The sequence below is a fragment of the Gordonia aquimaris genome, assembly GCF_026262595.1.
Taxonomy (GTDB): domain Bacteria; phylum Actinomycetota; class Actinomycetes; order Mycobacteriales; family Mycobacteriaceae; genus Gordonia; species Gordonia tangerina.
In genome coordinates this window covers 42,093-66,874 of the sequence record NZ_JAPKFM010000023.1, presented here as the reverse complement: position 1 = coordinate 66,874, position 24,782 = coordinate 42,093, and the positions used below count along the sequence as shown (strand labels likewise).

Below are 24,782 nucleotides of genomic sequence, written 5' to 3'. Positions count from 1 at the left end.
CTACTGACACGAATTTGAGAAACCGACACGCCGCTGACAGGCGACTGACATGAAATTGAGAAACTGACACCGAATCCGAGAACCTACAGCACCGGTGCTGCTGTCGAGCTGGGCACGGAGCAGCGGGGTCAATACCGGTCCGGGCGCGATCACGTTCAACCTGATTCCCGCACCGGCCCACTCATCGGCGACCGCGCGCTGCCTACACCACCTCGCCACCGCCAGTTTCGATGCGGCATAGGCCACCGGCGCCGCCACGCCCCGGCGCCGCCGGATCTGGCGAATCGCACGCTCGTCGTCACCGTCGAGCAGCAGACGTACGGCACGTCGTGGCACAAAGGGGGTCGTGGCGGCCGAGTTCGAGCCCAGCACCACCACTTTTGCGTCGGTGGCGGCCGCGAGCGCTGGACGGAGGCCCTCAAGCAGTTCGATGACACCGAGCAGGTTCACCGCCACGATGCTGTCCTCACGCCCTTTCGCGGGCCCGAGACCGGCGGCCATAACCGCACCATCGAGCCGGCCGCCGGCCGAGGCGAGCACCGCTTCGACCGCACCGCGCCGCCCGGCGGGGGTGGACAGATCCGCGCACACGTCGACGTCGCGCAAATCCAGACCGATCACCCGGTGCCCGGCGACGCACAGCCGATCCGCGACGGCAAGGCCGATCCCGGAGGCGGCTCCGGTTACCAGGTAGGTGCCGGAGGAAGCCACCTCAGGCCCGGTCGGATCGGTGTCGGTCACCGCTGGGCAGTTTCGTGCTGGCGGGCGTAGGTGCGCTCGTAGGCGTCATTGAATGCGCGCAACTCGTGCAGCAGCGCTTCGGGTGTCCCGGGATCGAGGTCGGCGAACACCCGCCGGAGCCGATCGGCACGCAGCTGTCCGTCGTGCTCGAACGCCGCCTCGCCGGCTGCAGTGGGCCGGATCAGCCGACTCGCCTGGCCGGCCACCTCGAAACGTTCCAGGTGGCCGTGCTTGATGGCCGCGTTGACCTGCCGATTGACCGTTGACTGATCCAGATCGAGTTCGTCGGCGAGATCACGCAGCGTGCGCGGGGCGCCGTCGGAGAGCGTCCACAGAATCGCGAACGCCGAGGCTTCCAACATGGCCCCGGGAACGATATGGGTCTTACGTCGACTCATCCGTAGCAGCTCTTCGGCCAACCCTTGGTAGAGCGGCGTCTGCCACACCGACTCGTCCCCGATTTCCGGCATATCCGACATCCCCTCCCGGTCACGACACCTGGCAATCTACCCACGAGTTGGTATGTGCATCGTACATATGTACGCTACACATCAGTTTCGGGGAGTCTTGCGAATGAGGAAAGGGAGCCCATGAGCACTTCGCCATCCGGCGAGCAGTCGGCCGTCCCGGTGGACGCCGAGTTGACCGACGACAAGCACACCGGCGCCGCGATCGCGGTGGTTGCAGTCCTGTGTTTCGGCGGTCTCGTCGCGTCCTTGATGCAGACGCTGGTGATCCCGATCCAGCCGGAACTGCCCCGACTGCTGGACACGTCGATCTCCAATGCGTCCTGGGTCATCACTGCCACGCTGTTGGCCGCGGCGGTGGCCATGCCCATCGCAGGGCGCCTGGGCGACATGTTCGGCAAACAGCGAATCATGCTCGGCAGCGCGATGCTGCTGGTGGTGGGGTCGCTGATCTGTGCGCTCGGCGGGTCATTGATCCCGATGATCGTGGGCCGAGCCGTGCAGGGCCTGGCCATGGGCTTCATCCCGGTCGGCATCAGTCTGATGCGGGAGGTCACACCGCCCAAGCTGACATCGATGGCGGTTGCCGCGATGAGCGCCACGCTCGGTGTCGGCGGCGCGATCGGCCTGCCGTTGTCTGCCTGGGTGGCCCAGGAATTCGACTGGCGCGCACTGTTCTGGGTGTCGGCCGCGCTGGCCCTGGTGGTCACCGTGCTAGTCGCGGTACTCGTCCCGCACATCGACGACAGCAACGGCGGACACTTCGATATCGGCGGCGCCGTCGGTCTTGCGCTGGGCCTGTCCGGCATCCTGATCGCCGTATCGAAGGGCAACGATTGGGGCTGGGGATCGGCCAGCACGTTGGGCTTGCTGTTCGGCGGTCTCGTGCTGCTGCTGATCTGGGGCGCCTACGAATTGCGCCATACCGATCCGCTGGTGGACCTACGCACCACCGCCCGCCCGGCCGTGCTGCTCACCAACATCGCCGCCATCGCAATCGGCTTCGGCATGATGGCCCAGGCCGTGGTGATGCCGCAGCTGCTGGAGATCCCGGTGGCGATGGGCGGCCTCGGCCAGACGCTGCTCGCCGCCGGCCTGTGGATGGCTCCCGGTGGCCTGATGATGCTGGTGTTCGCGCCGGTCTCGGGCACGCTGATCAACACGATCGGCGCGAAGTTCACGATGGCCATCGGCGCCACCGTGCTCGGACTGGGTTACCTCGGCGCCTTCCTACTGATGAACGCGCCCTGGCAGCTCGCGCTGGCCTCGGTCATCTGCTCGGCGGGTGTCGGCATCGGCTACGCCGCCATGCCCACGTTGATCATGAACTCGGTGCCGATCCGCGAGGCCGGCGCAGCCGTGGGCCTCAACGGGTTGATGCGCTCGATCGGCACCACCAGTGCCTCCGCGGTGATGGCACTGGTGCTGACCAGCTCGACCGTCACCTACGGTTCCTTCGATGTGCCCAGCCACTCGGCGTTCCGGTGGTGCTTCCTGATCGGCGCGATCGCCGCATTCGTCGGCGTCGCCATCACGATGTTCATCCCGGTCCTACGCAAGAAGGCCGACCACCAGACCGCCCCCGAGGCGAGCGAGACGGTGACCGCGGCGCGTACCTGAGCACTGGTACGACGAGCTCCCCCTCTCGAGGACTCTTGAGAGGGGGAGCTCGTGTGTTTGTCAGCGATGTGCCAGGTAATCCGGGCGCGCCTGCTCGGCCGCGAACGGCTCACCGATGGCGTTCGACTTTGCGTTGAACACCACGAACAGGTTGCTCCGCGGGAATGGGGTGATGTTGCCCGACGACGCGTGCATGCAATTCGAGTCGAAGTACAGCGCGGAACCCGCAGGGCCGGTGACCATATCGATGCCATGCTCCTCGGCCAGCGCGGTCACGTCGTCCTCCTCCGGCGTGCCGAAGGGCGGCCGGTAAGAGGTCAACGATTCGCGGTGATAGTCACCCGGAGTCTCTCCCACGCAAGTCAGGAACTTCTTGTGCGACCCCGGGATGATCATCAGCGCGCCGTTGTACTCGTAGTTCGGTGTCAGCGCGAGTGACACGCTCAGCGCCCGCGGCTTGGGCATGCCGTCCTCGGCGTGCCAGGTCTCGAAGTCGGAGTGCCAGTAGAACGGCCCACCCGCGAACCCTGGCTTGAGGTTCATCCGGCTCTGATGGACATAGACCTCGTCATCGAGGATCTGCTCGGCAACGCCGACGATGTCGCGGCGCGAGCAAATCTCGGCGATGGCATCGCTGAGCTGGTGCACCGCGAACAGTGACCGCACGTCGCCCGACGATGATTCGCGGATCACCCGCTCGTCGTCGCCGAGCCGCTCGGTGATGGCATCGACCTCACCCATGCAGGTCCGGATGTCTCCGTCGCTCAGTACATTTGTCGCTGTGTGGAAGCCGCGCTCGTCGTACGCCGCGAGCTGGTCGGCCGAGAGTGGTCCGCGTCCCGACGTGTCCCCCCAGACGGTCGGATGCGGCCGTGGCTCGATCTGGCCACGCTTGGCCAACCGGGTCCGGTAAACGTCAACTGGTTTCGTTGCTGTTTGAGTTATCACGATCTTCGCTGATCCTTTCCCTCAATCGGCATCTTCGCCGTGTTCTGTTGTCATGTTTCGCAAATATTGCGGGCAGTTCAGCGTGGTGTTTCAGCTTCGTGCGCCACACCGAGGTTGCCACCCGAAAAGACGGGGTGCAAGGCAGACCTAAAATGGCGACGACCTCCGACAATGGCGCGAATCGGTCGGTTTCGCGGGCTTATCTGCGAAGACGTCGCGACCACGCACTCCACCGGCCGAGAAAAGCGATAAATGAGACTTCCGCCACAAGCGCCCCCCTAACCAAACGTGGCTTCGACTAAACTCGCGACTCCGCCGTCGACACAGCGACAGCCATCGAGGGCGACACTTGTGGCTACGTTTGCTCGTCGGCATGCGGTAGGCCTGCCGACGAAAGGAATGTCCGCGTCCATGGCAATCATCATGGCGGCGGTCCTCGCATTGCTGCTGGGCCTCATCACGTTCGGACTGCACCGAAGGCTCGTTCGGGCCACCGGCCTCAAACGACCGTGGTCGGTGGTCGCCGACACAACACTGGTGGTCCTCGCCGTACTCGCCTTCATCGGCCTCGGGACGGGCAGACTGTTCGATCCCGGATGGGCTCGTGCACCTGCATTCGTCGGCCTGGTGTGGGGGGCGACAGTGGTCTACCTGGTCCTCGGGTTGCTGGCGGTCGGGCTCATCTCGGTGGTGCTGCGTCTGGTCGGCCGGGTGCGCGGTGCGGATCGCCGCGCGGGCGTCGACATTTTGCGCCGTCGGACCGTCCAAATCGGTACCGCTGTCGTGGTGGTCGCGTCGGTCGCCACCGTCGGCTACGGCGTCGTCGAAGCCGCCCGGCCGCAGGTCACCCACACCGAGGTCGCAGTACCGGATCTGCCCGAGCAGTTCGGCGGCATCCGCGTCGCGCTCATCTCCGACCTGCACGTCGGCCCTGCCCGCGGTCGGGGCCTCGTGCAGCAGGTCGTCGACGATGTCAACGCCCAGGAACCCGACCTCGTACTCATCGCCGGCGATCTCACCGATGGAACCGTCGCCCAGGTGGGAGACGACCTCGCCCCCCTCGCCGAGCTATCCGCTCCCCTGGGCGTGTTCGGGGTGTCGGGCAATCACGAGTTCTACTTCGACGACGGCGGCGCCTGGCTCGACGAGTGGGAACGGCTGGGGATCAGCACGCTACGCAACGAGCGCACCGAGATCACCGTGGACGGGGCGACCATCGACCTCGCCGGGGTCCACGACGAGACGGCGCCGGCGCCCTATGAGCCCGACCTCGAAGCAGCGCTCGCCGGGCGAGACCAGGACCGATTCGTCCTGCTGCTCGCACACGAGCCGTTGCAGGCGCCCGAGGCCTCCGACGCCGGCGTGGAGTTGCAGTTCTCCGGCCACACGCACGGTGGCCAGATGTGGCCGATCATGTATCTCGTTCCGCTGCAACAACCCACCGTGCAGGGCCTCGATCAGGTCGGCGACACCACCATCTTCACCACCCGCGGAGCCGGAGCGTGGGGTCCGCCGGTGCGGGTGGCCGCTCCGCCGGAGATCAGCATGTTGACGCTGCAGAGCCGGTAGGTGTCGCGGTGGACCTCAACGCTCGACTCTGCCCAGCAGTTCGTCCAGAAACCGCACCGGCGGTCGGCGGGAGGAGTCACTCCAGGTGTCCTTGCCGATGTCGGAGCGGATCGCCTCCACCAACCGCAGGAAGGTGACTCCCCCGTCGAGCGGATAGCGCACCATACCGGTGTCGACGCAGCGCACCACCACCTGTGCTGCTTGCTGTTTCGCCTCGTCCATCCGACCGGCCGCCGCCAGGCAGGTGGCCAGCAAACGCGCGGCGCGCAGCTTCGCACGTTCTCGGCCGGTCGTCGCGAGATGGTCCACCCAGTCCTGCGCCCAACGCAGTCCCTGGTCACGATCGGCCGCGTCGGAACTGTCGCGCAGTAACCGAATGGCGGTCGCCGCATCGAGTTGGGCGACGATGGCGGCGATCCCGACATCCGGAAAGGTCCGGGTGTCGTAGGTGACCCGAGGGTGCACGCCACGCCGCGCCGGCAGATCGTGAATCACGTACTCCGCCTCAACAAACGCCCTCAAGCGCGGTGAATCCAGCCGGTCGGCGATGTCGATCCCTTCATCGAGTAGCGCGGCCGCGCCGGTCCGGTCCCCGTCGAGCACGGCCAACCGCGCGCCGATGATGAAGCGTGCCTTGATCATGTCGATGACGCCTTCGTCGGCGCCCAGTTTGGAACTCTCCTCGATCAACCGTCGAGACTCGTCGACACGACCACGTTCGTAGAGCACATCGGCCAACACTGCGCAGGCCAGCCGTGCGCCCTGCGACTTGGTGGCCGACCGGGTGTCGATGGACACCCGCAGTGCGCTGCGGAAGCATTCTTCGGCTCGGTCGAGTTCGAGCTGTTCGAAGTAGGCGATCCCGTCGAGCGCATGGCCGTACATGACGGCGTACGGCCCGGTGTTCTGCTGGTGGTAGGGAGTGGCCTGCTGCTGCCGACGATGCGCGGCGTCGAAATCGAAACGGAACGTCTCCGCGATGGTCGCCACGTTCGCGGCCGCGGAGACGACGAACGCCGGCAACGTCTCCGGACGCGCCAGCGCCTCGGCCACCAACTCGTCGATGCCGTCGGTGCGGTCTGCGGTGACCCGAACGCATCCTTCTAGAACGTCGGCCTCCACACGGATGTCCGGGTCGCCGTGGTCGGGGCTGGCCGCCAGGGCGGCTGCGACCCGCGACAACGCGCCCTCGGCCGACGTGGTCCGGTGCAGCAGCACATTCGCCCAGGTCAGCAACAGTTGCACCCGAGGACTCTTGGCCACTGCCGCGGGCGGCAGTTTATCCACCAACCCCAACAGCGTTGCCATGTGCGCATGCTCGATGAGGGTGCGCCCGTCGGCTTCCACCAACGCCACCGCGCGGTCGGTATCACCCGCAGCCAGTGCGTGATTGACGGCCTCCGCGGGCATCCCGTGGGCGGCGAACCACTCCGACGCGGTGCCGTGTAGGCGGATGATCGCATCGGGCATGTCGCGTTCGAGTCGGCGCCGCAGGAACTCGGCAAACAACGGGTGGAAGCGGAACCACTCCCCTTCCTGATCCACCCTGCGCAAGAACAGATCTCGGGTTTCGATGTCCTCCAGCAAAGCCTGTCCTCGCGGCTGACCGCTGAGCGCGGAGGCGAGACCGGCGCAGAGACGCTCGGGAGGTGAGACGGTCAGCAGGAACTCGAGTACCTCGGGTTCCAGGGTGGACAGTACGTTCTCTGCCAGGAAGTCGCCGATGGCATGATGTCGGCCCGAGATGTGGCTGATGAGTTCGGCCGGGGTGTCGGCTCCCCGCAACGACAGACAGGCCAGCTGCAACGCCGCCACCCATCCGTCGGTGGAGTTGCGCAACTCCGTGACCTCCGCACCCTGCAACGGCAGTCCGGCGACGTCGACGAGGAACGAATGGGCTTCGGCCGCATCGAAACACAGACCAGCGATATCGATCTCGACGAGTTCGTCGAGCACCTGCATCCGGCTGATGGGCAGCCCCGCCCGCGATCGGCTGGTGATCACGACCTGTAGATGGTGGCATCCGCGTTCCAACAGGAAGTCCATCGCGGCGATCGACGCCGGATCGCTCACCCGGTGCCAGTCGTCGACGACGATCGCCAACTGCTCATGCCGGGCGTGGATCTCATTGATCAGCGACGTCAGCACGTACTGTTCGGCTTTCGCGCCGTGCTCCTCGATGACCTCGGCGAGGTCCCCGACCACCACCGGCGCCGCACGCCGCAACGCCTCGACGATGTTGGCGAGGAACCGCGCGAGGTCGTTGTCGTCGTCGTCGACGGTCAACCACGCCACCGCCACGCCGTCGCGTACGAGTTCTTCGCCCCACTGGGTGGCCACAGTGGTCTTCCCGTAGCCGGCGGGCGCATGGATGACGATGAGCCGGCGACGTTCGCCCGCCCGGAGGATCTCCATCAGCCGATCCCGCGGCACCTGCGCGCGTGGCCGCACTGGCGGCCGGAACTTGGTCGACGGAGTCGGCGGGGCCGTGGTGATCCCGGCCCGCACCCGCCGGTCGGGGCCGGCACCGATCGGGTCGGAGGCGGACTCGATCGGCAGCGCCATCTCGTCGACGGACAGTCCCAGCTGCCGTTGCACGTCACGCAGGCCCTCGCCGTATTCGACGACCGTTCCCGGCCGATCGTCCGGGTCGCGCGCCATGGCCCACTCCACCGCACGCGACAACGGCGCCGGAATACCCGCCGCACGAAGATCCGGGAGCGGTTCGGCCGACATCCGCAGGAACTGCGCGACCACCTGCTCGCCGCTGCGACGTTCGAAGGCGGCATGGCCGGTGAGTGCACAGAACAGGGTCGCTCCCAGGCCGTATACGTCGGTCGCGACCGACGGCGCCGCCCCGGACAACAGTTCGGGTGCGGTGAACGCCGGCGAACCGGTCACCATGTCGGCGTCGGTTTCGAAGCCGCCGGCGATACGTGCGATCCCGAAGTCGGTGAGCTGCGGTTCGCCGTATTCGGTGAGCAGGATGTTGCCCGGTTTGACGTCGCGGTGCAGGGTTCCCGACCGGTGGGCGGTTTCCAGGGCGCCCGACACCTTGATTCCCAACCGCAGCACATCCTGCCAGGCCAGCGGCCCGTGTTTCCGGATGCGGGAGTCCAGCGAATCATGCGGGTGGAACTGCATCACGATGTAGGGATGCCCGCCCGGCGTGCTGCCGACCTCGAGGATGTTGACGATGTTCGGGTGCCCCGACAGCCGACCCATCGCGCGCTGTTCCCGTACGAAGCGTTCGAGGTTCTCCTCGTCGAGATGATCGGTGAGCACCTTGACGGCCACCGTCCGGTCCAGTTCCGCCTGCTCACAGCGGTAGACCGCGCCGAATCCGCCGTGGCCGATCAGGATCGGTTCGACGAATCCCGCGCCCACGAGTTGTCCGGCGATGTCGGGTACGACATCGCGCTGAGTGGTCTGCGGATCGTATTCGGCCATCGTTTGTGCCCTCGATCGCGCGTCGGGCGCGTTGTCAGTGCACAATCCAGCGTAGTCCGATAACGGCCACGGTCTCCCCGAAACGGACACGTGCACCCGGCGGGGGCGCCACCGCGTCGGGTGCGCGCCGAGTCGCCTGCGCGGCAATGATAAGGATCGTCGATCAACCACTCGAATCTCTGTCCTTAAACCGGGCGCCGCAGCCACCTAGCATGACGATCGACCGCGAACCCATCTCTGATGCGATACCAGAAGGAACCGTCATGCCTGCTCCCGACGCCATTGCGGGCGAGCGCGCGGTGCCCGGCGGAGATGTGGGCTCCGAGCCGTTCGTGGAACCGATCGCCCGACCGCGGGTGGGACCGCGGACGGCGCTGCGCGACATCGGCGGCACCTACCTCAGCAACGGGATCGTCGGGCTGATCTTCTCGGCCTCGGGTCCGGTGGCGGTGATCCTCGCGGCCGGATCAGCAGGTCAGCTGTCTGCGGCCCAGTTGTCGTCGTGGATCTTCGGCGTATTCGTGCTCAACGGCATCCTGACGGTCGCCGCGAGCTGGATTTATCGCATGCCGTTGGCCTTCGCATGGACGATCCCCGGCACCGTGCTCGTCGGATCGGCGTTGGGTCACCTGTCCTGGGCGGAGGTGCTGGGCGCCTTCCTGGTCACCGGTGCGCTGATCCTCGCGGTCGGGATGACCGGGCGGGTGCGTCGGCTCATGTCGGCGTTGCCCGAACCGATCGTGATGGCGATGGTCGCAGGAGTGTTCCTGCAGTTCGGGGTCGGTGTGGTCACGTCGATCGGTGCCGATCCGGTGGTGGCGGTGCCGATCGTCCTGGTGTTCTTCGCATTGCAGTGTCACGGCAGCCTGACGCGATGGATGCCACCCATTATCGGGGCCTGCCTGGCCGGAGTGGTTGCAGTCGCGGTCAGCGGGCGTTTCGACTTCACCGAACGCCCGACCTCGTGGATCGCCACCCCGGTGCTGCAGACTCCCGAGTTCAGTCTTCGCGCGCTGCTCGAGCTGGTTGTTCCCTTGGCGATCACGGTGATCGTGGTGCAGAACAGCCAGGGCACCGCGGTGCTCAATGCCGCCGGGCATCGCACCCCGGTCAATGTGGTGACGATGCTGTGCGGCGCGTGGTCGATGCTCGCGGCCGCCGTCGGGTCGATCTCGACCTGCCTCGCCGGGCCGACCAACGCGCTGTTGGTTGCCGGTGGCGAACGGCGGCGTCAATACACCGCGGCGCTCACCTTCGGCGTCCTCGCCGTGGCTGTCGGTCTGGCGGCCCCGGTCTTCGTGGCACTGATGCTGGCGATGCCGTCGGCCTTCATCGCCACTGTCGGCGGGCTTGCGCTGTTGGGTGCGCTGCTGGGCGCCTTCCGCTCGGCGTTCGGCTCGCGGTTCAGCATGGGCGCGCTGGTCACCTTTCTGGTGTCGATCTCGGACCTGACCGTGCTGAACATCGGTTCGGCATTCTGGGGTCTGCTCGCGGGCCTCGCGGTGGCGTGGCTGTTGGAGCGGGAGGACTTTCGGACAGAAAAGGCGCGGGACCCTAAGCCCTGAGGCCACGCTGAACGGACTCCAGTACCACCTCGACGGCGCGCGCGGCGCTTTGGCAGGCACCTTCCATGGTGGTGGTCCAGTCGGTGCGGGTCCAGTCACCGGCCAGCGCCAGGCCGGTGACCGCGGTGCGCTGATCGGGGCGGATGCCGGCGGTGCCGGGCCGTTGCGCGAAGGTCGATTTCGGCATCCGCACCACGTGACTATGGATCACCTCGGCATCGGCCGCGTCCGGGAAGTACTTGCGCAACATGGCCATCTGGATGTCGGTGATCTCGGCGTTGGATTTCGACGTCAGGTCGTAGGCGGCCGACACCGTGGTCGAGTAGAGGTGATGGCGCTCCGCCGAACGCCCGTGCATACGCTGGCGGTCCCAGACCTGTTCCAGCACACCCTCACCGCCGTAGAGGATCTCGCCCCAATCACTCATCCCGATCGAGCGATCCAGGTAGAGGTTCACACTGACGATCGGCACCGGGGACAGCGCGTCGACCGCCGCGTAGATCTCCTCGTGGCCGGGCACCTGATCGAGCAGGCCTTTCACACCCCACACCGGCACCGCACAGATCACCGCGTCGGCGGCGACCTTCTGTCCGTCGGTCAGGGTGACGCCGCTGACGGCCCCGTCGGACACGTCGATCGACGCCACCACGGCGCGGTGCCGCACGTCGACCCCGTTGTCGGCGAACACTTTCTGCGCCCCGTCGATGAACAGGGTGTCCAGGTCGACGGTGGGATAGCCGATCGAGATGGGGGTCCGTGTCGCGCGTGCCCGCCGGATGCCGGTCACCAGCAGATCCGCGGGCACCTTGGCCGAGGAGATGGTGGGTTTGTCACCGGTCAGGCCGATCACGATGCCGTCCCACAACGCGTCACGTGCCGACTGCGGCATACCGATGCGTCGGAACCACTCGTCGGCGGTGATGTCGTCGAGCCAGTCCGGTTGCCGCAGTGCCTGCCGGATCAGTGTCGCCTGGGCGCGCGCGGTGCGCAGCCGATCGAGGCCGGTAACGCCGGGCAGGTCCCCCACCGCGGTTCGGAGTCCGTCGAGCCCGCCGAACGCCGAGCGTCGAGTGGCGCCGCCGGGCATGCGGACGGTCATGTGTCCAGGGAAGGCGACGTGCTCGCGGGTACCGACGCTGTCGAGATAGCGCATCAGGTGTTCGTAGCCGCTGGCGAACACGTGCTGTCCGTTGTCGGGGACGTCGTCGACGGTCGCCACGGGCATCGCGATCGTGCGCCCACCGAGCGAGCCGCGTCGTTCCAGCAGTGTCACCTGCTGTCCCGCCTCGGCCAGCCACACCGCCGAGGCGAGCCCGGCCAGTCCCCCACCCACGACCACGCAGTGTCTGCGACGGTTCTCCGACATGGGACGACAATAGCGGTCAGGGCTGACCGGTGAGGACTGACCGGTGACGCCGACGCGGGTCAGCTGCGGGTCCGGCTGCGTTGCGCCGCGAGTCGGACCGGCGCGTTGTCCACCCCGTACCCGTCGTAGTGGTCGAACCGCTGCACGAATTCGAAGAAGACCGAACCCACCGTGCGGGTGTAGAAGTGGATGAAGTGCCCCTGCGAGCCGGGACTGCGGTCGTAGAGCAGGTCGAGTTCCCGTAGCGCGGCGACGGTGTCGTCGTCGACCCCGAAGCGTCCGGCGACGTAGTCGTAGTAGTTGTCGGGCACGCTCAGGAATTCCAGTCCGGCATCGCGTGCGGTGCGCGCCAGCGCGACGATGTCGTCGCAGGCGAATGCGATGTGTTGGGCCAACGACCCGTCTGCGACCGCGAGCGGTGCGACGTTGAGCGGGATACGTACCGCTCCGTCGGCGGTGCGCAAGACCTGGCTGCGGACCAACCCGGTGGGGCCGGGCACCTCGGTCGGGTCGTCGGCGCTCAGCCCGAACACGCTGGTGAAGAACAGCACCGCGTCCTCAGTGGTCTGCCACGGTTGCGTCAGGTTCACATGGTCGACGGCGTGGACCGGGCCGCCGGCGGCGGGTACTCCGTCGCGGAACTCGCTCACCCAGTCGGCTGTCCCGGTGGGCGGCTGGGTAACCCAGAAGAGTTCGGTGCCGTCGGGCGCGACGGCCGAGCCGAACGGCTGCTCGGAGGCATAGGTGCGGCGGTATGCGGCCGGCGCCATCAGGTCGGCCGCCCGGCGCGACGTCGCGTCGGCGTCGGGGACCTGCAGGCCGATGGCGGCAACGTGTGGCACCTCGTCGCGAGCCTGCTGCTCGTTGAGCACCACTCGCGCCGAGCCGGCCTGCCACAGCGTCACGGGCTTGCTGCGATGCCGGCCACCGGGGATGAATCCGAGCTGCCCCAGCAACACCTCCACCTCACTGGTGTCTTCGGCTTTGATCTCCACGAAATCGAACCCGTTGGGCGGTTTGGCATCCGCAACCGGCGCGAGGTGCAGCGCGTCCTGCAGCCACAGCAGCGATCGCAGCGCGTGCACGGCGGTGCGGCCCGGGTCGGTCTGCCGAAAGGTGTCGTTGAACACCTCCAGCGACAGCGGGCCCACGTAGCCGGCCGCGAGGACATGGCGCACGAAACCGGCCAGGTCGAATGCCCCCTCACCCGGGAACAGCCGGTGATGACGACTCCACGACAAGACATCCATCTGAAGGGCGGGGGCATCGGCGAGTTGCAGGTAGAAGATCTTGGCGCCGGGAATCTGCTCGATGTCCGCCGGATCGTGCCCACGCGAGAGCACGTGGAAGCTGTCCAGGCACACCCCCACTGCAGGGTGGTCGGCGAGTTCGACGATGCGCCAGGCGCGACGGTAGTCGTCGACGAAACGACCCCACGCGAGCGCCTCGAAGGCGATCCGGACGCCGTGATCGGCGGCCACGTCACCGATCTGCCGCAGTTGCGCGGCGCTGACCGCGTCGTCATCGATTGTCGCGGTGGCGACGTTGCTGCACACCAGGACGGTGTCGATGCCGAGCCGACCTGCGGTGGCGAAGGTGGCGGCCGCGCGGCGCAGATTATCGGCGAACACATCGTCGGCGACGCCCTCCAAGTCGCGTAGCGGTTGGTAGAGATCCAGGGTGAGACCGAGGCGGGCGGCGAGCGCGCGGATCTCCTCCGGAGAGTGTTCGCAGGCGATCAGATCGGGTTCGAAGACCTCCACTCCGTCGAATCCGGCAGCCGCGCAGGCGTGCAGTTTCTCCACGAGTGAGCCCGACAACGAGACGGTGGCGATGGAGGTCTTCATCACTGCAATGTACCAATCGGTTAATTAACGCCGCAAGGGTTGCCGCGCCCCGGAGGCTCACCCAGTAGAGTCGGCCGACGTGGCCGCCAAGCCAAAAGCCGAACTGCAGCGCGATGCCGAACGCACCCGCGCGGAACTGTTGACGGTGGCCACCGAGGTGTTCGCCGAGTCCGGCTACTCCGGCGCCCGCGTCGACGAGATCGCCGAACGCACCCGCACCACCAAGCGGATGATCTATTACTACTTCGGCGGCAAGGAGCAGCTCTACCTCGCCGTCCTCGAGCGGGCATACCGCGGCATCCGCGAGGCCGAGCAGAAACTGCAGGTCAACCACCGCAATCCAGTCGAGGCCATCCGCCGGCTGGCCGAGGTCACCTTCGACCATCACATCGCCAACGACGATTTCATCCGCCTCGTGTCGATCGAGAACATTCATCGCGGCGAGTTCATCCGGCAGCTCGCCGATCTACCCCAGCTCTCCGCACCGGCCACGTCGCTGCTCGACGAGATCCTGCACGACGGACGCGCGAGCGGCGTCTTCCGCGACGACGCCAGCGCCCTGGACGTCCACCTGGTGATCAGTTCGTACTGCGTGTTCCAGGTAGCCAATCAGTACACCTTCGGCTTCCTGTTCGACGTCGACCTCACGGAGACCTCTCAACGCGCCCATCTGCGCCGGATGATCGGTGACGTGGTGGTGGGCTGGCTGACCAGCCAGCCGTAACCCCAGATCACCGGGCTTCACGGCCCACCGCCCCGATATCACCGGGCGCCCTGTGGAGAGCGCGATCACACCTTCACCCTTGACGCGACCCGGAACACAATGCTCTACTTTGCGAACGTACTAGTTCGTACATTACGGAGAGCCCGCATGAGCAACCCCACGTCCAGCCACCTCGTCGGCCTGATCGGCACCGGCGTCGGACCATCGCTGACCCCCGCCATGCACATGGCCGAGGGTCGCGCCCACGGCCTCGACTACGTGTACCGACCGATCGACCTAACCAGCCTGTCGCTGGCCCCGGAGCGGGTGGGCGAGGTACTCACGTGGGCGCGGATGCTGGGCTTCGACGCGGTCAATGTCACCCACCCCTGCAAGCAACTCGTCATCGAGCACCTCGATGCGATCGATCCCGTCGCGGCCGACCTCGGCGCGGTCAACACCGTGCTGTTCACCGAGGCGGGCGCCGTCGGCCACAACACCGACACCACCGGCTTCGCCCACGGTTTCACCGAGGGCCTCCCCGACGCGCGTCTCGACCATGTCGTGCTGGTGGGCGCGGGCGGCGCCGGAACCGCCGTCGCCGACGCCCTGCTCCGGCTGGGGTGCACTCACCTCACCGTGGTGGATCTCGACGTGGACCGCGCCTCGACGGTGGCGCGTGAACTCGTCGGCCGTCACCCGTTGGCGCAGGTCGACGCGTCGTCGTTCGACAAACTCTCGATCCTGCTGCCGCACAGCGACGGGGTGGTGCACGCGACCCCGACCGGGATGGCCGCACATCCGGGCGTTGCCTTCGACCCGGCGCTGCTGCATCCCGACCTGTGGGTGGCCGACATCGTCTACCGCCCACTCGACACCGCGCTGCTGGCGGCGGCCCGCGCAGCCGGATGCCGCACCCTCGACGGCGGTCACATGGCCGTGCACCAGGCCGTCGACGCCTTCGCGCTGATCACCGGACTCACCCCCGACGCCGATCGCATGTCCCAACATTTCCGCCGGCTGGCCACGAACCAGCCCCGATGACCCTCCGCGCCGAGCAGAATCAGATCAAGGAGTCCCGATGACCGCAACGTCTCAACCGCAGGCCGCGCCGCAGCGAACACCGAAACGTGCCGCGCTGGCCAGCTTCATGGGCAGCGCCGTGGAGTACTACGACTTCTTCCTTTTCGGGACGGCCGCGGCGCTGATCTTCCCGCACGTGTTCTTCCCGTCGGACAGCCAGGCGTCGTTGGTGATGTCGTTCGCGACATTCGGCTTCGCCTACATCGCGCGACCGGTCGGTGCGGTGATCCTCGGGCATTTCGGCGACCGTATCGGCCGACAACGTGTCCTGATGTTCACGTTGGTGATGATGGGCGTGTCGACCTTCATCATCGGCTGCTTGCCGACCTTCGACACCATCGGTTGGCTCGCCCCCGGCCTGCTGGTGATCTGCCGTCTGATGCAAGGCCTTTCGGCTGCCGGAGAGCAGGCCGGGGCCAGCTCGTTGACCTTGGAGCACTCCCCCGACAACCAGCGGGCGTTCTTCACCTCGTGGACCCTCACCGGCACCCAGGGCGGCCTGATCCTCGCCTCGCTGATCATGATCCCGTTCATGGCCCTACCCGACGACGCCAAATACAGCTGGGGCTGGCGGGTACCGTTCTGGCTGTCGGCAGTCGTGGTGGTGGTCGCCTACTTCATCCGCCGTCAGCTGCATGAGACGCCGCAGTTCACCGAGGCCAAGGAAGCGGGCACCATCGCCAAGATGCCGCTGATCCCGCTGATGCGTTACGAGTGGCGCGCCGTGGTTCGGGTCATCCTGTGCGCGTTCATCGCGGCCGTGTCGACGGTGTTCGCGAACCTGGCTTTGGCCTACGGCGACGAGGTGGGCCTCGACTCCGACATCACCCTGTGGCTTGTCGTGGTGGCCAACGTCGTCGCCCTGCTCACCCAGCCGGTGTTCGGCAAACTCGCTGACCACATCGGTCGCAAGCCGGTGTTCATCTACGGTGCGGCGTCGTCGGCGGTCCTGATGCCCTTCTACATGTTGTCGATGAGCCAGGACTATCACCTGATCACCTTCGCACTCGCGGTGGCCACCTTCTCCTTCGGATACGCGGCCGCCAACGCGGTGTGGCCGTCGTTCTACGGCGAGATGTTCTCAACCCCGGTTCGGTTCTCCGGCATGGCGATCGGCACCCAGCTCGGCTTCCTGATGGCCGGTTTCGCGCCGTCGATCGTGACCGCGCTCGGCGGTGTCCGGGAAGGCGGCTGGGTGGTCATCAGCATCTTCACCGCGGTGGTGTGCCTGATCGCGGCCGGTGCCGCCCTCACCGCTCGCGAGACCAAGGATGTGCCGACCGCTGCGCTTGGCCGGACCACTCCGGAGGAGCTCAAGGAACTCGTGATGCACTGATCGGGCACCCTGGCGGAATAGATTCCGACGAACCGCCGTTGATGACTGCGACGGCCCCGGAATCTCTGCCCCCGGGCCCCACCCCTTTTCGCCGCTGCGAGCGGCCACGTGCCGAGAGGCGCACTGTCCGGGGCCGTCCACCACTCGAGAGCCGCCATCTGATCGGATGGCGGCTCTCGCTGTCGGCGGCTCGGGTGTCGGCGACCGATGTGACATAGGTAATCCCACGGCCGGTTCCGCAGGTCGGCCGCGGTTCGGACGCCAGGATCGGCCCGCATTTTGCCCACTGAAGGTTTCGGAACACCGCGGCCTGGCCACGCTGGAGATGTACGCACCCAACACATGACGAAGGGAGCGATTCCACATCATGGTTTCCACGCAGACCCGACCGACCAGCGCCGCGATTGCGCAGCAGTTGCGGACGATTCTGACGCTGACCAACGCCGAGATCCAGATCGCCGAGATACGCCAGGCGCAGGCACGAACCGACGCCGTCCGCGACGAACTCGCAGGAAACGCCCGTAAGGGTCGTTCCCGCGCGCACGGAATCGAGACCGCTCTTCGTGAGCGTGGCGGCTTCGCCGACATGATTCGCCCTGCGATCGGTCGGGCCAACGCGCTGGTGAAGAGTGTCGTTGATCAAGCGCAGCCCCTCGACGAGGCGCTGCTGAGTGACCTGGCCCTGGAACAGCAGCTGGTGGGTCGCGCCAAGTATCTCAAGGCGCTGGCCACCGGGAACCAGGACTCCGAGCTCGCCACCATGGCCGATCGATTGGTCCAGGCACACACCGAGACAGTTGAGTGGATCACCACGGTCCTCGCGGAAGAAGCGCTCGGTGGCCCGGCGGCGCTGCGTCGTACGCCTACCCAGTGGGCAAGCGGCCTGGCCACCCGCGCCATCACACTGCCGGCCTCGCTGACCGCGCACGGTATCGATCGAGTAGCCGCTGCGCTTCGCAAATCCCCATCTGTTGCCGCTGAAGTACGCGACCGGTTGGGGCAGCGCGTCAGCGCAGTCGCCGACACCGCCGACCACGCCGGTCACACCTTGATGAACATCGGTGAGGCGACCGCTCGTAGTGTGGCCGCCGGTCGCGATGCAGCGCTCGAAGCCGTCGAGGGCAGCGCACGCGCCAACGGTGCGTCCGACGTCGCCGACGGTATCCACCAGGTACGGGAGGCCACCGGCATCGTCGAATCAACCGAGCTGCCCATCAATGACTATTCCGACCTCAATGTCGGCCAAGCGGTCTCGGCGGTCAAGGAATTGACCGAGCCGTCTGATATCCGAGTCGTCCTCGCCTACGAGGAGGCACACAAGCAACGACAGCGCGTCGTGTCGGCCGCAGAAGACCGGCTCGCCGACATCGCCAAGGATGTGGTGGGCGTGTCCTGATCGACACTGTCCACCAACTCCTGGCCCACCAAGGGCCGCAGTGCCGCCACCGGCTCAGCGTCGGTGGCGGCACTGTCGTCGACACCCCGACGGCCACCGAAACCTCGCCGTCGGCCGATGAGGCGAGCAGGGTCAAGCACAGACCGTCAGATCTGGTGACGCTGAATTTCCTCCACGACCCGCAGCGTCGCCCGCGTGCGCCGCTGATCGCTCGCCGGATCGGCATCGCCGCCCACCAGGTCGGCGAAGCGACGGATCTCGTGGACCATGTTGTTCGACGGCCCGCCGAAGGTGTGGTCGGTGACGGTGCCGTCGTGCATCCGGATCTGCGCGACGGTCGGTTGGGCCACGTGATCGAAGGTCAGTGTGCCGTGCTCGCCCTGAATCTCGTCGGGCCGATCCGACGCGGTGATCTTCGAATACGACAGGTCGACGACGAAGTCGTCGTAGGCGGCCAGCACGGCGCCCGCACCGTCGACGCCACTGGCGATCGGCACCGATGACCCCGTCACCCGATTCGGTTCGCCGAAGAACTCGACCATGGCGGCGATCGTGTACACGCCCAAGTCCAGCAATGCCCCGCCCGCGAGCGCCGGGTCGAAGATGTTGACGTGTTCACCGGCGAGCACCTTGTCGTAGCGGGCCGAGCGCTGACAGTACGACAACGACGCCCGCCGCACGGGACCCACCGTTGCGATCAGAGCGGCGACGTGGCGAAGCGCGGGGTCGTGTACGTTGCGCATCGCCTCCAGCACCACCACCTTTCGGGCTGCGGCCACCTCCAGCAGCGTGTCGAATTCCGCCACCGTGGGCACGGCCGGCTTTTCCACCAGCACGTGCTTACCGGCGTCGACGACCCGTCTCGCCTGCTCGGCGTGCGCACCGTTCGGCGAGGCGAGATAAACCGCGTCGATCTCCGCGTCGGCGAGTAGACCGTCGAGGTCGTCGGTCGAATGGGTCACCCCGGTGTCGGCGGCGAACTCGGCGGCACGTCGCGGGTCGCGGGAGTAGACCGTGGTGACCGCCACCTCGTCGACCGATGCGGCCGCGTCCAGGAAGTTCCGGGTGATGGTGCTGGTACCGACGGTGGCGATCCGGATCATGTGCCCATTCTCGCAGCGTGGATCATCGGCTCACCGCAAATCGAGTACGCCCACCGCGGGCTCAGCGGTGGGCGCCGTGTCGCTGGTGTTGCTGAAACTAGGTGGTGCCGGCGTCCGCACGCTTGGGCAACACCCACCCGGCGCGCGGGAAGTGGCAGGTGTAGCCGTTCGGATAGCGCAGGAGGTAGTCCTGATGCTCCGGCTCGGCCTCCCAGAACGGACCGGCGGGCTCGATGGTGGTGACCGCCGCGCCCGGCCACAGCCCCGATGCGTCGACGTCGGCGATCGTGTCGCGCGCGACCGTCTCCTGCTCCGCGGTCAGTGGGAAGATCGCCGACCGGTAGCTCGAACCCACGTCGTTGCCTTGCCGATCCTTGGTGCTCGGGTCATGGATCTGGAAGAAGAACGCCAAGATGTCGCGGAACGACGTCTGCGTCGGATCGAAGACGATCTCGACCGCCTCCGCGTGACCAGGATGATTGCGGTAGGTGGCGTGATCATTGGACCCGCCCGTGTACCCGACCCGGGTGTCGAGCACGCCGGGCTGTCGGCGGATGAGGTCCTCCATCCCCCAAAAGCATCCGCCGGCAAGCACGGCGGTCTCGGTGCCGGGGCGGCGGGTGATCTGGCCGGTGTCGGTGGTCATGAGGCGTCCCTTTCCGTGGTGGTGGTGTCGGTCTGATCGTCGGTGCTGTCGAACAGCTTCCGGTAGTCGCCGTAACCTTCGGCTTCCAGGTCGGCGACCGCAACGAAGCGCAGCGCCGCCGAGTTCATGCAGTAACGTTGCCCGCCGGCCTCGCGTGGGCCATCGCCGAAGACGTGCCCGAGGTGGCTGTCGGCGCCCGCGGAACGAACCTCGGTGCGTCGCATCCACAACGTGCGATCCGACTTCGTGGTCACCGCGTCCTCGTCGATCGGCTTGGTGAAACTGGGCCATCCCGTACCCGAGTCGTACTTGTCGGTCGACGAGAACAGCGGCTGCCCCGACACGACGTCGACGTAGATGCCGGGCTCGTGGTTGTCCCAGTACTCGTTGTGGAAGGCCGGCTCGGTGCCGTCGCGCTGGGTGACGCGGTATTGCGCGTCGGTGAGACCGCGAACGGCCTCGTCGGTCTTGCGGTACTCGTTGCTCACGTTTCCTCCTTCGCGCCGCTGGCTGCGGCGTCACCCTGCACAACAAACCTCACCCCCGATTTGGTCCCGGCTGCCACAACGAGTTGCGCGGGCCGTCTGGGACGGCGCGGTTCCGGCGGGACGCCGCGGGTTGTCGACGACCCGCGCGATCCGAGGCGACCTGCGTGGTCGGAGACGACCCGCGTCGGCCCGGCATCATCGGCCGGCGAACGGTGATAGGCAGTCGAGGTCTCGTCATCCACTGGAACGACTCGCAATCTGCAGTTCACAAAGGTGCGCCACCATGGTGGCATGAACGATGCGACAGAACTGGTCGCCTACGCCGAGAGCTGGTACCGCTACGGTGGCGGCGACCCCGACGACATTTTGGTGCGATTCGGGCTCACCGAGGTCGCCTATTTCACGCGGTTGCGCGAAGCGCTGAGTACCGACACCACGCTGGATCCGGCGGTGCGGGACGCGATAGACGTGGTGGCGGCCGGCCGGATCGAGGCCGGGCCGGGGCACGCGATGCCGGCCTGAGGTCCCGGGTCTGGTGGCCGGACTCAGCGGAGCTCGTCGACCAGACCCCACTCCCGCGCCGCATCGGCCGATATCGGCGATCCGGTGACGAACAGATGCAACGCGCGCCATCGGCCGATCCGCCGTGGGACGCTGACGGTGCCGCCGGCGCCGGGGAGAAGTCCCATCGACACCTCTGGCAGCCGGATCATCGTGTCCGGCGCGGCGACGATGCGATGGGCGAACGCCGGGATTTCGATACCGGCGCCGACGCATTGGCCGTGCAGCCGTACTTCGATGCGGTCGGCTAGCCGGGCGACCAATCGTCCCGCGCCGCCGCGGGTGCGCACGAAATGTGCGGTGGTGGCGTCGGGCGTGTGACCGAACTCGTCGAGGTCGCCGCCCGCACAGAAACACGGGCCGGCGCCGTCCACGACGACGCGATCGATGGTGTTGTCCAGCAACGGCATCCGCAACGCGTCGACAAACGCATCGCGCAACGCCACCCCGTAGGCGTTGCGCCGCTCCGGCCGGTTGAGCGTGATGTGCAGGTCGTCGGCGCGGCGGTCCACCAGCACCGGGTCGCCGGCCGGTGGCGGCGGCAACGGCCGTCCGAGCGCGCGACGTTCCTCGAGCCAGCGACCGAACTCGACGCCACCCTGCAGGGCCGAATAGCCCAGCGACTCCACGTCGAGCGCGGCGGGTATCGACATCGATTCCGAGGCCCGGACCACCTGCGCCGCCACCGATGCCGCCTGCGGGGTGGCCTCGGCGGCCGCGACGAATGCGGTGATCGCCTCCTCGACGTCGTCGACGGTGATGATCTCGCGGCCACCCGAGGCGTCGCCGTAGGTGAGGTCCAGGGCCGCCGTCAACGGTTCGAGCGCGGTATCCGGTGCACCTGAGGCGCGGCCGACGAGAATGCGGTCGGCCCGGCTGGCCACGTCGGCGGCACGTGCAACAGTCGACTGATCGGCGTCGTCGAGATCGATGACGACAACCGGCCGCACGGTCTCTCCCTGTGCGTTCAGCGCGCCCACTGCGTCGGCCCCATCGGCGAGTTCGTCCACAGTCATGGTCGTTACCTGCGGTGTCATCTCTCCATCCTGTCCTGATGGGGCCGACGTGATCGCACCGGGAGGTAGCATCGCCCCGGTGTCGACCGCCACGCCTCGAGATCCGGTTCGCGATTGGGCGCGCAGCGGTGTGGCGTGGCTGACCGGCCACCCCGACGGCCCGCCGGTGATTCCGCCGGGGGTCGCGGCGACGCGGGCGAGCGAGCTCACCGATCTGATCGCCACCGCCACGGCGGGTGCCGTCCGGCTCGACGGGGCGCAGCTGTTGGCCGAGCGGGCCGCATTCACCGGGCACCGACGGTCGGGCGCGTCGTCGGCGGGCGGCGCCTGCCGACTGCTACCCACCGCCGACGGATGGGCGGCGGTGTCGATCGCCCGTCCCGACGACCCCGCGCTGTACGGAGCGCTGATCGGATCGGACGACCTCGGCAACGACCCGTGGCGGGCCGTCGGCCAGTGGCTACGCGACCATCCGGGTACCGAACTCGACGAACGGGCCGAACTGTTGGGGGTGGCGGCGGGCAGCGTCGGCGTCCGCGACGCCCCGGTCGTCGATGTCACCGGCCGTCGACCCCGATCAGTCGCCGGCCTGCTCGTCGTCGACTTCAGTGCGCTGTGGGCCGGGCCGCTGTGTGCGCACCTCCTTGGACTCGCCGGCGCTTCGGTGATCAAAGTGGACACGCCGACGCGGCCCGACGGCGCCCGCCGCGGCAACGCCGACTTCTATCGGCTGCTGCACGGGGGGCACCGGTCGGTGGTGCTCGATCCCGACGTCGACGACGACCGCGCCGCGTTGTATCGCCTGGCGTCGGCGGCCGACATCGTCATCGAGGCGTCACGACCACGCGCGCTGCGCGGATTCGGTCTGGACGCAGAGGAATTCGTTCGTTCCGGCACGACATGGCTGTCGATCACCGCGTGCGGTCGGGCGTCGAATCGGATCGGGTTCGGCGACGACGTGGCGGCCTCGGCCGGGCTCATCGCCCACGACGAGCGCGGACCGGTCTTCGTCGGCGACGCCATCGCCGACCCGTTGACCGGGCTGACCGCCGCAGCACTGGCGATGAGTTCAGGTGACGATGATGCGCTGCACGACATCTCGATGAGTGGGGTGGTCGCGGCGACGCTCACCGGCCACCACGACGCAGGTGTATCCGGCGCGAGCGGAACCTGGTTCGTCGACACCGCCGACGGTCCGGTGCCGATCGCCAGGCCGCGCCGCCGCGAGCCCGTCGGCCAAGCGCCGCCCACGGGCGCGGACACCGATGCGGTGCTGCACGATCTCGGGATACGACGATGAGTGACACGGTGTTCCGCGACGTCGAATTGCCGGAGGGTCGACGCGATGTGGTGATGCGCGGTGGCATCGTCGCCGACATCACCGCGCCCGGGACCGCCGCGGGCGCCACCATCATCGACGGCCGCGGTGGTGCACTCCTGCCGGGTCTGCACGATCACCATCTGCATCTGCATGCGATGGCGGCGGCCGCCGACTCGGTTCGGTGCGGCCCGCCGGACGTCACCGATCTCGACGCGCTGGAATCGGCCTTGGTTGCTGCGCAGGGCGACTGGATTCGGGGTGTCGGCTACACCGAGACCGTGGGCGGGTTGCTCGACAGAGCCTCCGTCGATCTCCTCGTACCCGACCGTCCGGTTCGCATTCAGCACCGCAGTGGCGCACTGTGGATTCTCAACAGCCCAGCGTCCGAACTCGTGGGGCTCGATCGCGGCACCCATCCGGGAATCGAACGTGACGCCAACGGTATTCCGACCGGACGCCTGTGGCGCGCCGACGACTGGTTGCGGGCACATCTCCCCCACTCCCCACCCCCCGACTTGCGCGCGGTCGGGCAGCAACTCACGCGATCCGGCATCACCGGTGTCACCGATGCGACTCCCGATCTCAGCTCGGCCACGCTGGACGCACTCGTGACGGCCCATCGCATCGGCGCTGTGCCGCAACGACTTCAGCTTCTCGGTGTCGGCATCGACGACACGCCGAGCTTCGATGACACCATCACCGTCGGGCCGTACAAGATCGTCATCGCCGACAGCGCGCTCCCCGACCTCGAGGACCTCGCCGACACCATTCGCCGCGCACATGCGCGCCGTCGGCCGGTCGCGGTGCACTGTGTGAGCCGGGTGGCGCTGGCACTGTTGCTGGCCGTCTTCGACGATGTCGGTGTGCTCGCCGGGGATCGGATCGAGCACGGCTCGATCATCGGCGCCGACGCCATCGCCGATCTGGCCGCGCGGGGCCTGCGGGTGGTGACCCAGCCTGGGTTCGTCGCCGACCGCGGCGACGACTATCTGCGCCGGGTGGATGCCGGGGATCTGCCGGATCTGTACCGCTGTCGCAGTCTGCTCGCCGGTGGCGTCCACACCGCAATGTCGAGCGATGCCCCCTACGGTCCGCTTGATCCGTGGGTGGTGATCGCTGCAGCCGTGCAGCGGCGCGCACCGACCGGCGAGATCGTCGGCGCCGGTGAACGCGTCACTGCCGCCGACGCACTCGACGGCTACCTCGCCCCGCTCGACGACCCCGGCGGCCCGCCCCGGCGGGTCCAGGTCGGCGCGGACGCCGACCTGGTGCTGCTGGACCGGCCATTGGCCGACGCGCTGGCCGCGCCCGCCGCGCAGCGGGTGAGATGCACGGTCATCGCAGGCCAGGTCCTTGTCGAATGACCCACGGTTCGACGACATCACCCCGATTCGCCGACATCACCTTGCTTCGGACGCAAGGTGATGTCGGGAAACAGGGGCGACTGGGCAGACCCTGCTCGTCGGCGGCGACTGCCGGGCACCCGCAGCGTCCGGGTACCGTCGGCGATCGGGTGACACCACGCGCAACAGCCCGCGCGCCGGTGGCCCAGGGAA

Annotated in this window: 20 protein-coding genes; 10 read left to right on the top strand and 10 right to left on the bottom strand. The window is 67.6% G+C overall.

Going from position 1 to position 24,782, the window contains the following annotated elements; all coding sequences use genetic code 11:
• Positions 1-741: an SDR family NAD(P)-dependent oxidoreductase gene (locus tag OSB52_RS18895; RefSeq protein ID WP_308203680.1), complete on the bottom strand. Its 741-nt coding sequence runs from the start codon at positions 739-741 to the stop codon at positions 1-3.
• Positions 738-1,211: a MarR family winged helix-turn-helix transcriptional regulator gene (locus OSB52_RS18890; protein WP_266063087.1), complete on the bottom strand. Its 474-nt coding sequence runs from the start codon at positions 1,209-1,211 to the stop codon at positions 738-740. The genes OSB52_RS18895 and OSB52_RS18890 overlap by 4 nt, the downstream gene beginning before the upstream one ends.
• 120 nt (positions 1,212-1,331) lie before the next feature.
• On the opposite strand from OSB52_RS18890, the gene OSB52_RS18885 reads away from it, so the two are divergent.
• Entirely contained in the window at positions 1,332-2,828 is a 1,497-nt protein-coding gene (locus OSB52_RS18885) for an MFS transporter (RefSeq protein ID WP_266063086.1), read from the top strand.
• A 60-nt stretch (positions 2,829-2,888) separates the two neighbouring features.
• Here OSB52_RS18885 and thpD read toward each other — a convergent pair whose 3' ends face one another.
• Positions 2,889-3,776 (bottom strand): ectoine hydroxylase, encoded by an 888-nt coding sequence (thpD, locus tag OSB52_RS18880; protein WP_235724339.1) that lies wholly within the window; start codon positions 3,774-3,776, stop codon positions 2,889-2,891.
• A 423-nt stretch (positions 3,777-4,199) separates the two neighbouring features.
• On the opposite strand from thpD, the gene OSB52_RS18875 reads away from it, so the two are divergent.
• Complete coding sequence (locus OSB52_RS18875; RefSeq protein ID WP_372512452.1) at positions 4,200-5,345, top strand: metallophosphoesterase; 1,146 nt, start codon at positions 4,200-4,202, stop codon at positions 5,343-5,345.
• Between the two features lie 15 nt (positions 5,346-5,360).
• Here the strand turns inward: OSB52_RS18875 and OSB52_RS18870 are convergent, their stop codons facing one another.
• Complete coding sequence (locus OSB52_RS18870; RefSeq protein ID WP_266063084.1) at positions 5,361-8,795, bottom strand: serine/threonine-protein kinase; 3,435 nt, start codon at positions 8,793-8,795, stop codon at positions 5,361-5,363.
• A 263-nt stretch (positions 8,796-9,058) separates the two neighbouring features.
• Here OSB52_RS18870 and OSB52_RS18865 point away from each other — a divergent pair, with 263 nt between their 5' ends.
• Entirely contained in the window at positions 9,059-10,360 is a 1,302-nt protein-coding gene (locus tag OSB52_RS18865; RefSeq protein WP_235724341.1) for a benzoate/H(+) symporter BenE family transporter, read from the top strand.
• Here OSB52_RS18865 and OSB52_RS18860 read toward each other — a convergent pair.
• Both OSB52_RS18860 and OSB52_RS18855 read right to left on the bottom strand, forming a co-directional pair.
• Positions 10,350-11,726: a hydroxysqualene dehydroxylase gene (locus OSB52_RS18860; protein WP_235724342.1), complete on the bottom strand. Its 1,377-nt coding sequence runs from the start codon at positions 11,724-11,726 to the stop codon at positions 10,350-10,352. The two genes, OSB52_RS18865 and OSB52_RS18860, sit on opposite strands and share 11 nt — an antisense overlap.
• Before the next feature lie 59 nt (positions 11,727-11,785).
• Complete coding sequence (locus OSB52_RS18855; RefSeq protein ID WP_266063082.1) at positions 11,786-13,573, bottom strand: bifunctional sugar phosphate isomerase/epimerase/4-hydroxyphenylpyruvate dioxygenase family protein; 1,788 nt, start codon at positions 13,571-13,573, stop codon at positions 11,786-11,788.
• A 79-nt stretch (positions 13,574-13,652) separates the two neighbouring features.
• Here OSB52_RS18855 and OSB52_RS18850 point away from each other — a divergent pair, with 79 nt between their 5' ends.
• The 4 genes from OSB52_RS18850 to OSB52_RS18835 all read left to right on the top strand — a co-directional run bounded on the left by OSB52_RS18850 (position 13,653) and on the right by OSB52_RS18835 (position 18,091).
• Complete coding sequence (locus tag OSB52_RS18850; RefSeq protein ID WP_235724344.1) at positions 13,653-14,297, top strand: TetR/AcrR family transcriptional regulator; 645 nt, start codon at positions 13,653-13,655, stop codon at positions 14,295-14,297.
• A 147-nt stretch (positions 14,298-14,444) separates the two neighbouring features.
• Positions 14,445-15,320: a shikimate dehydrogenase gene (locus tag OSB52_RS18845; RefSeq protein ID WP_266063080.1), complete on the top strand. Its 876-nt coding sequence runs from the start codon at positions 14,445-14,447 to the stop codon at positions 15,318-15,320.
• A gap of 37 nt (positions 15,321-15,357) precedes the next feature.
• Complete coding sequence (locus OSB52_RS18840) at positions 15,358-16,695, top strand: MFS transporter (protein WP_266063079.1); 1,338 nt, start codon at positions 15,358-15,360, stop codon at positions 16,693-16,695.
• A gap of 367 nt (positions 16,696-17,062) precedes the next feature.
• The gene (locus OSB52_RS18835; protein WP_266063078.1) at positions 17,063-18,091 is read left to right on the top strand and encodes a ferritin-like domain-containing protein; all 1,029 of its coding nucleotides are present in this window, start codon (positions 17,063-17,065) and stop codon (positions 18,089-18,091) included.
• A 146-nt stretch (positions 18,092-18,237) separates the two neighbouring features.
• Here the strand turns inward: OSB52_RS18835 and OSB52_RS18830 are convergent, their stop codons facing one another.
• The 3 genes from OSB52_RS18830 to msrB form a co-directional block, all read right to left on the bottom strand.
• Positions 18,238-19,194 (bottom strand): Gfo/Idh/MocA family protein, encoded by a 957-nt coding sequence (locus OSB52_RS18830; RefSeq protein ID WP_266063077.1) that lies wholly within the window; start codon positions 19,192-19,194, stop codon positions 18,238-18,240.
• Between the two features lie 97 nt (positions 19,195-19,291).
• Positions 19,292-19,840 carry a peptide-methionine (S)-S-oxide reductase MsrA gene (gene msrA, locus OSB52_RS18825; protein WP_235724349.1) on the bottom strand — a complete coding sequence of 183 codons (549 nt, stop codon included), beginning with the start codon at positions 19,838-19,840 and terminating at the stop codon, positions 19,292-19,294.
• Positions 19,837-20,328 (bottom strand): peptide-methionine (R)-S-oxide reductase MsrB, encoded by a 492-nt coding sequence (gene msrB / locus OSB52_RS18820; protein WP_266063076.1) that lies wholly within the window; start codon positions 20,326-20,328, stop codon positions 19,837-19,839. The genes msrA and msrB overlap by 4 nt, the downstream gene beginning before the upstream one ends.
• Positions 20,329-20,619: 291 nt before the next feature.
• Here msrB and OSB52_RS18815 point away from each other — a divergent pair, with 291 nt between their 5' ends.
• The gene (locus OSB52_RS18815; RefSeq protein ID WP_235724351.1) at positions 20,620-20,850 is read left to right on the top strand and encodes a hypothetical protein; all 231 of its coding nucleotides are present in this window, start codon (positions 20,620-20,622) and stop codon (positions 20,848-20,850) included.
• A gap of 23 nt (positions 20,851-20,873) precedes the next feature.
• Here OSB52_RS18815 and OSB52_RS18810 read toward each other — a convergent pair whose 3' ends face one another.
• Positions 20,874-21,926: an enoyl-CoA hydratase/isomerase family protein gene (locus tag OSB52_RS18810; RefSeq protein ID WP_372475093.1), complete on the bottom strand. Its 1,053-nt coding sequence runs from the start codon at positions 21,924-21,926 to the stop codon at positions 20,874-20,876.
• Positions 21,927-21,984: 58 nt separating this feature from the next.
• Between OSB52_RS18810 and OSB52_RS18805 the strand changes: the two genes are divergently transcribed.
• Positions 21,985-23,205, top strand: coding sequence for a CoA transferase (locus tag OSB52_RS18805; RefSeq protein WP_266063075.1), 1,221 nt, complete (start codon positions 21,985-21,987; stop codon positions 23,203-23,205).
• Positions 23,202-24,590: an amidohydrolase family protein gene (locus OSB52_RS18800; protein WP_235724354.1), complete on the top strand. Its 1,389-nt coding sequence runs from the start codon at positions 23,202-23,204 to the stop codon at positions 24,588-24,590. Before OSB52_RS18805 ends, OSB52_RS18800 begins: the two co-directional genes overlap by 4 nt.
• Positions 24,591-24,782 lie beyond the last annotated feature (192 nt).

Coding starts and splice junctions, on each gene's coding strand:
- OSB52_RS18865 (WP_235724341.1), top strand. CDS start 9,059: ATGCCTGCTCCCGACGCCATTGCGGGCGAGCGCGCGGTGCCCGGCGGA.
- OSB52_RS18840 (WP_266063079.1), top strand. CDS start 15,358: ATGACCGCAACGTCTCAACCGCAGGCCGCGCCGCAGCGAACACCGAAA.
- OSB52_RS18835 (WP_266063078.1), top strand. CDS start 17,063: ATGGTTTCCACGCAGACCCGACCGACCAGCGCCGCGATTGCGCAGCAG.
- msrA (WP_235724349.1), bottom strand. CDS start 19,840: ATGACCACCGACACCGGCCAGATCACCCGCCGCCCCGGCACCGAGACC.
- OSB52_RS18815 (WP_235724351.1), top strand. CDS start 20,620: ATGAACGATGCGACAGAACTGGTCGCCTACGCCGAGAGCTGGTACCGC.
- OSB52_RS18885 (WP_266063086.1), top strand. CDS start 1,332: ATGAGCACTTCGCCATCCGGCGAGCAGTCGGCCGTCCCGGTGGACGCC.
- OSB52_RS18855 (WP_266063082.1), bottom strand. CDS start 13,573: ATGAAGACCTCCATCGCCACCGTCTCGTTGTCGGGCTCACTCGTGGAG.
- OSB52_RS18810 (WP_372475093.1), bottom strand. CDS start 21,926: ATGACACCGCAGGTAACGACCATGACTGTGGACGAACTCGCCGATGGG.
- OSB52_RS18830 (WP_266063077.1), bottom strand. CDS start 19,194: ATGATCCGGATCGCCACCGTCGGTACCAGCACCATCACCCGGAACTTC.
- OSB52_RS18875 (WP_372512452.1), top strand. CDS start 4,200: ATGGCGGCGGTCCTCGCATTGCTGCTGGGCCTCATCACGTTCGGACTG.
- OSB52_RS18800 (WP_235724354.1), top strand. CDS start 23,202: ATGAGTGACACGGTGTTCCGCGACGTCGAATTGCCGGAGGGTCGACGC.
- OSB52_RS18870 (WP_266063084.1), bottom strand. CDS start 8,795: ATGGCCGAATACGATCCGCAGACCACTCAGCGCGATGTCGTACCCGAC.
- OSB52_RS18890 (WP_266063087.1), bottom strand. CDS start 1,211: ATGCCGGAAATCGGGGACGAGTCGGTGTGGCAGACGCCGCTCTACCAA.
- OSB52_RS18860 (WP_235724342.1), bottom strand. CDS start 11,726: ATGTCGGAGAACCGTCGCAGACACTGCGTGGTCGTGGGTGGGGGACTG.
- OSB52_RS18845 (WP_266063080.1), top strand. CDS start 14,445: ATGAGCAACCCCACGTCCAGCCACCTCGTCGGCCTGATCGGCACCGGC.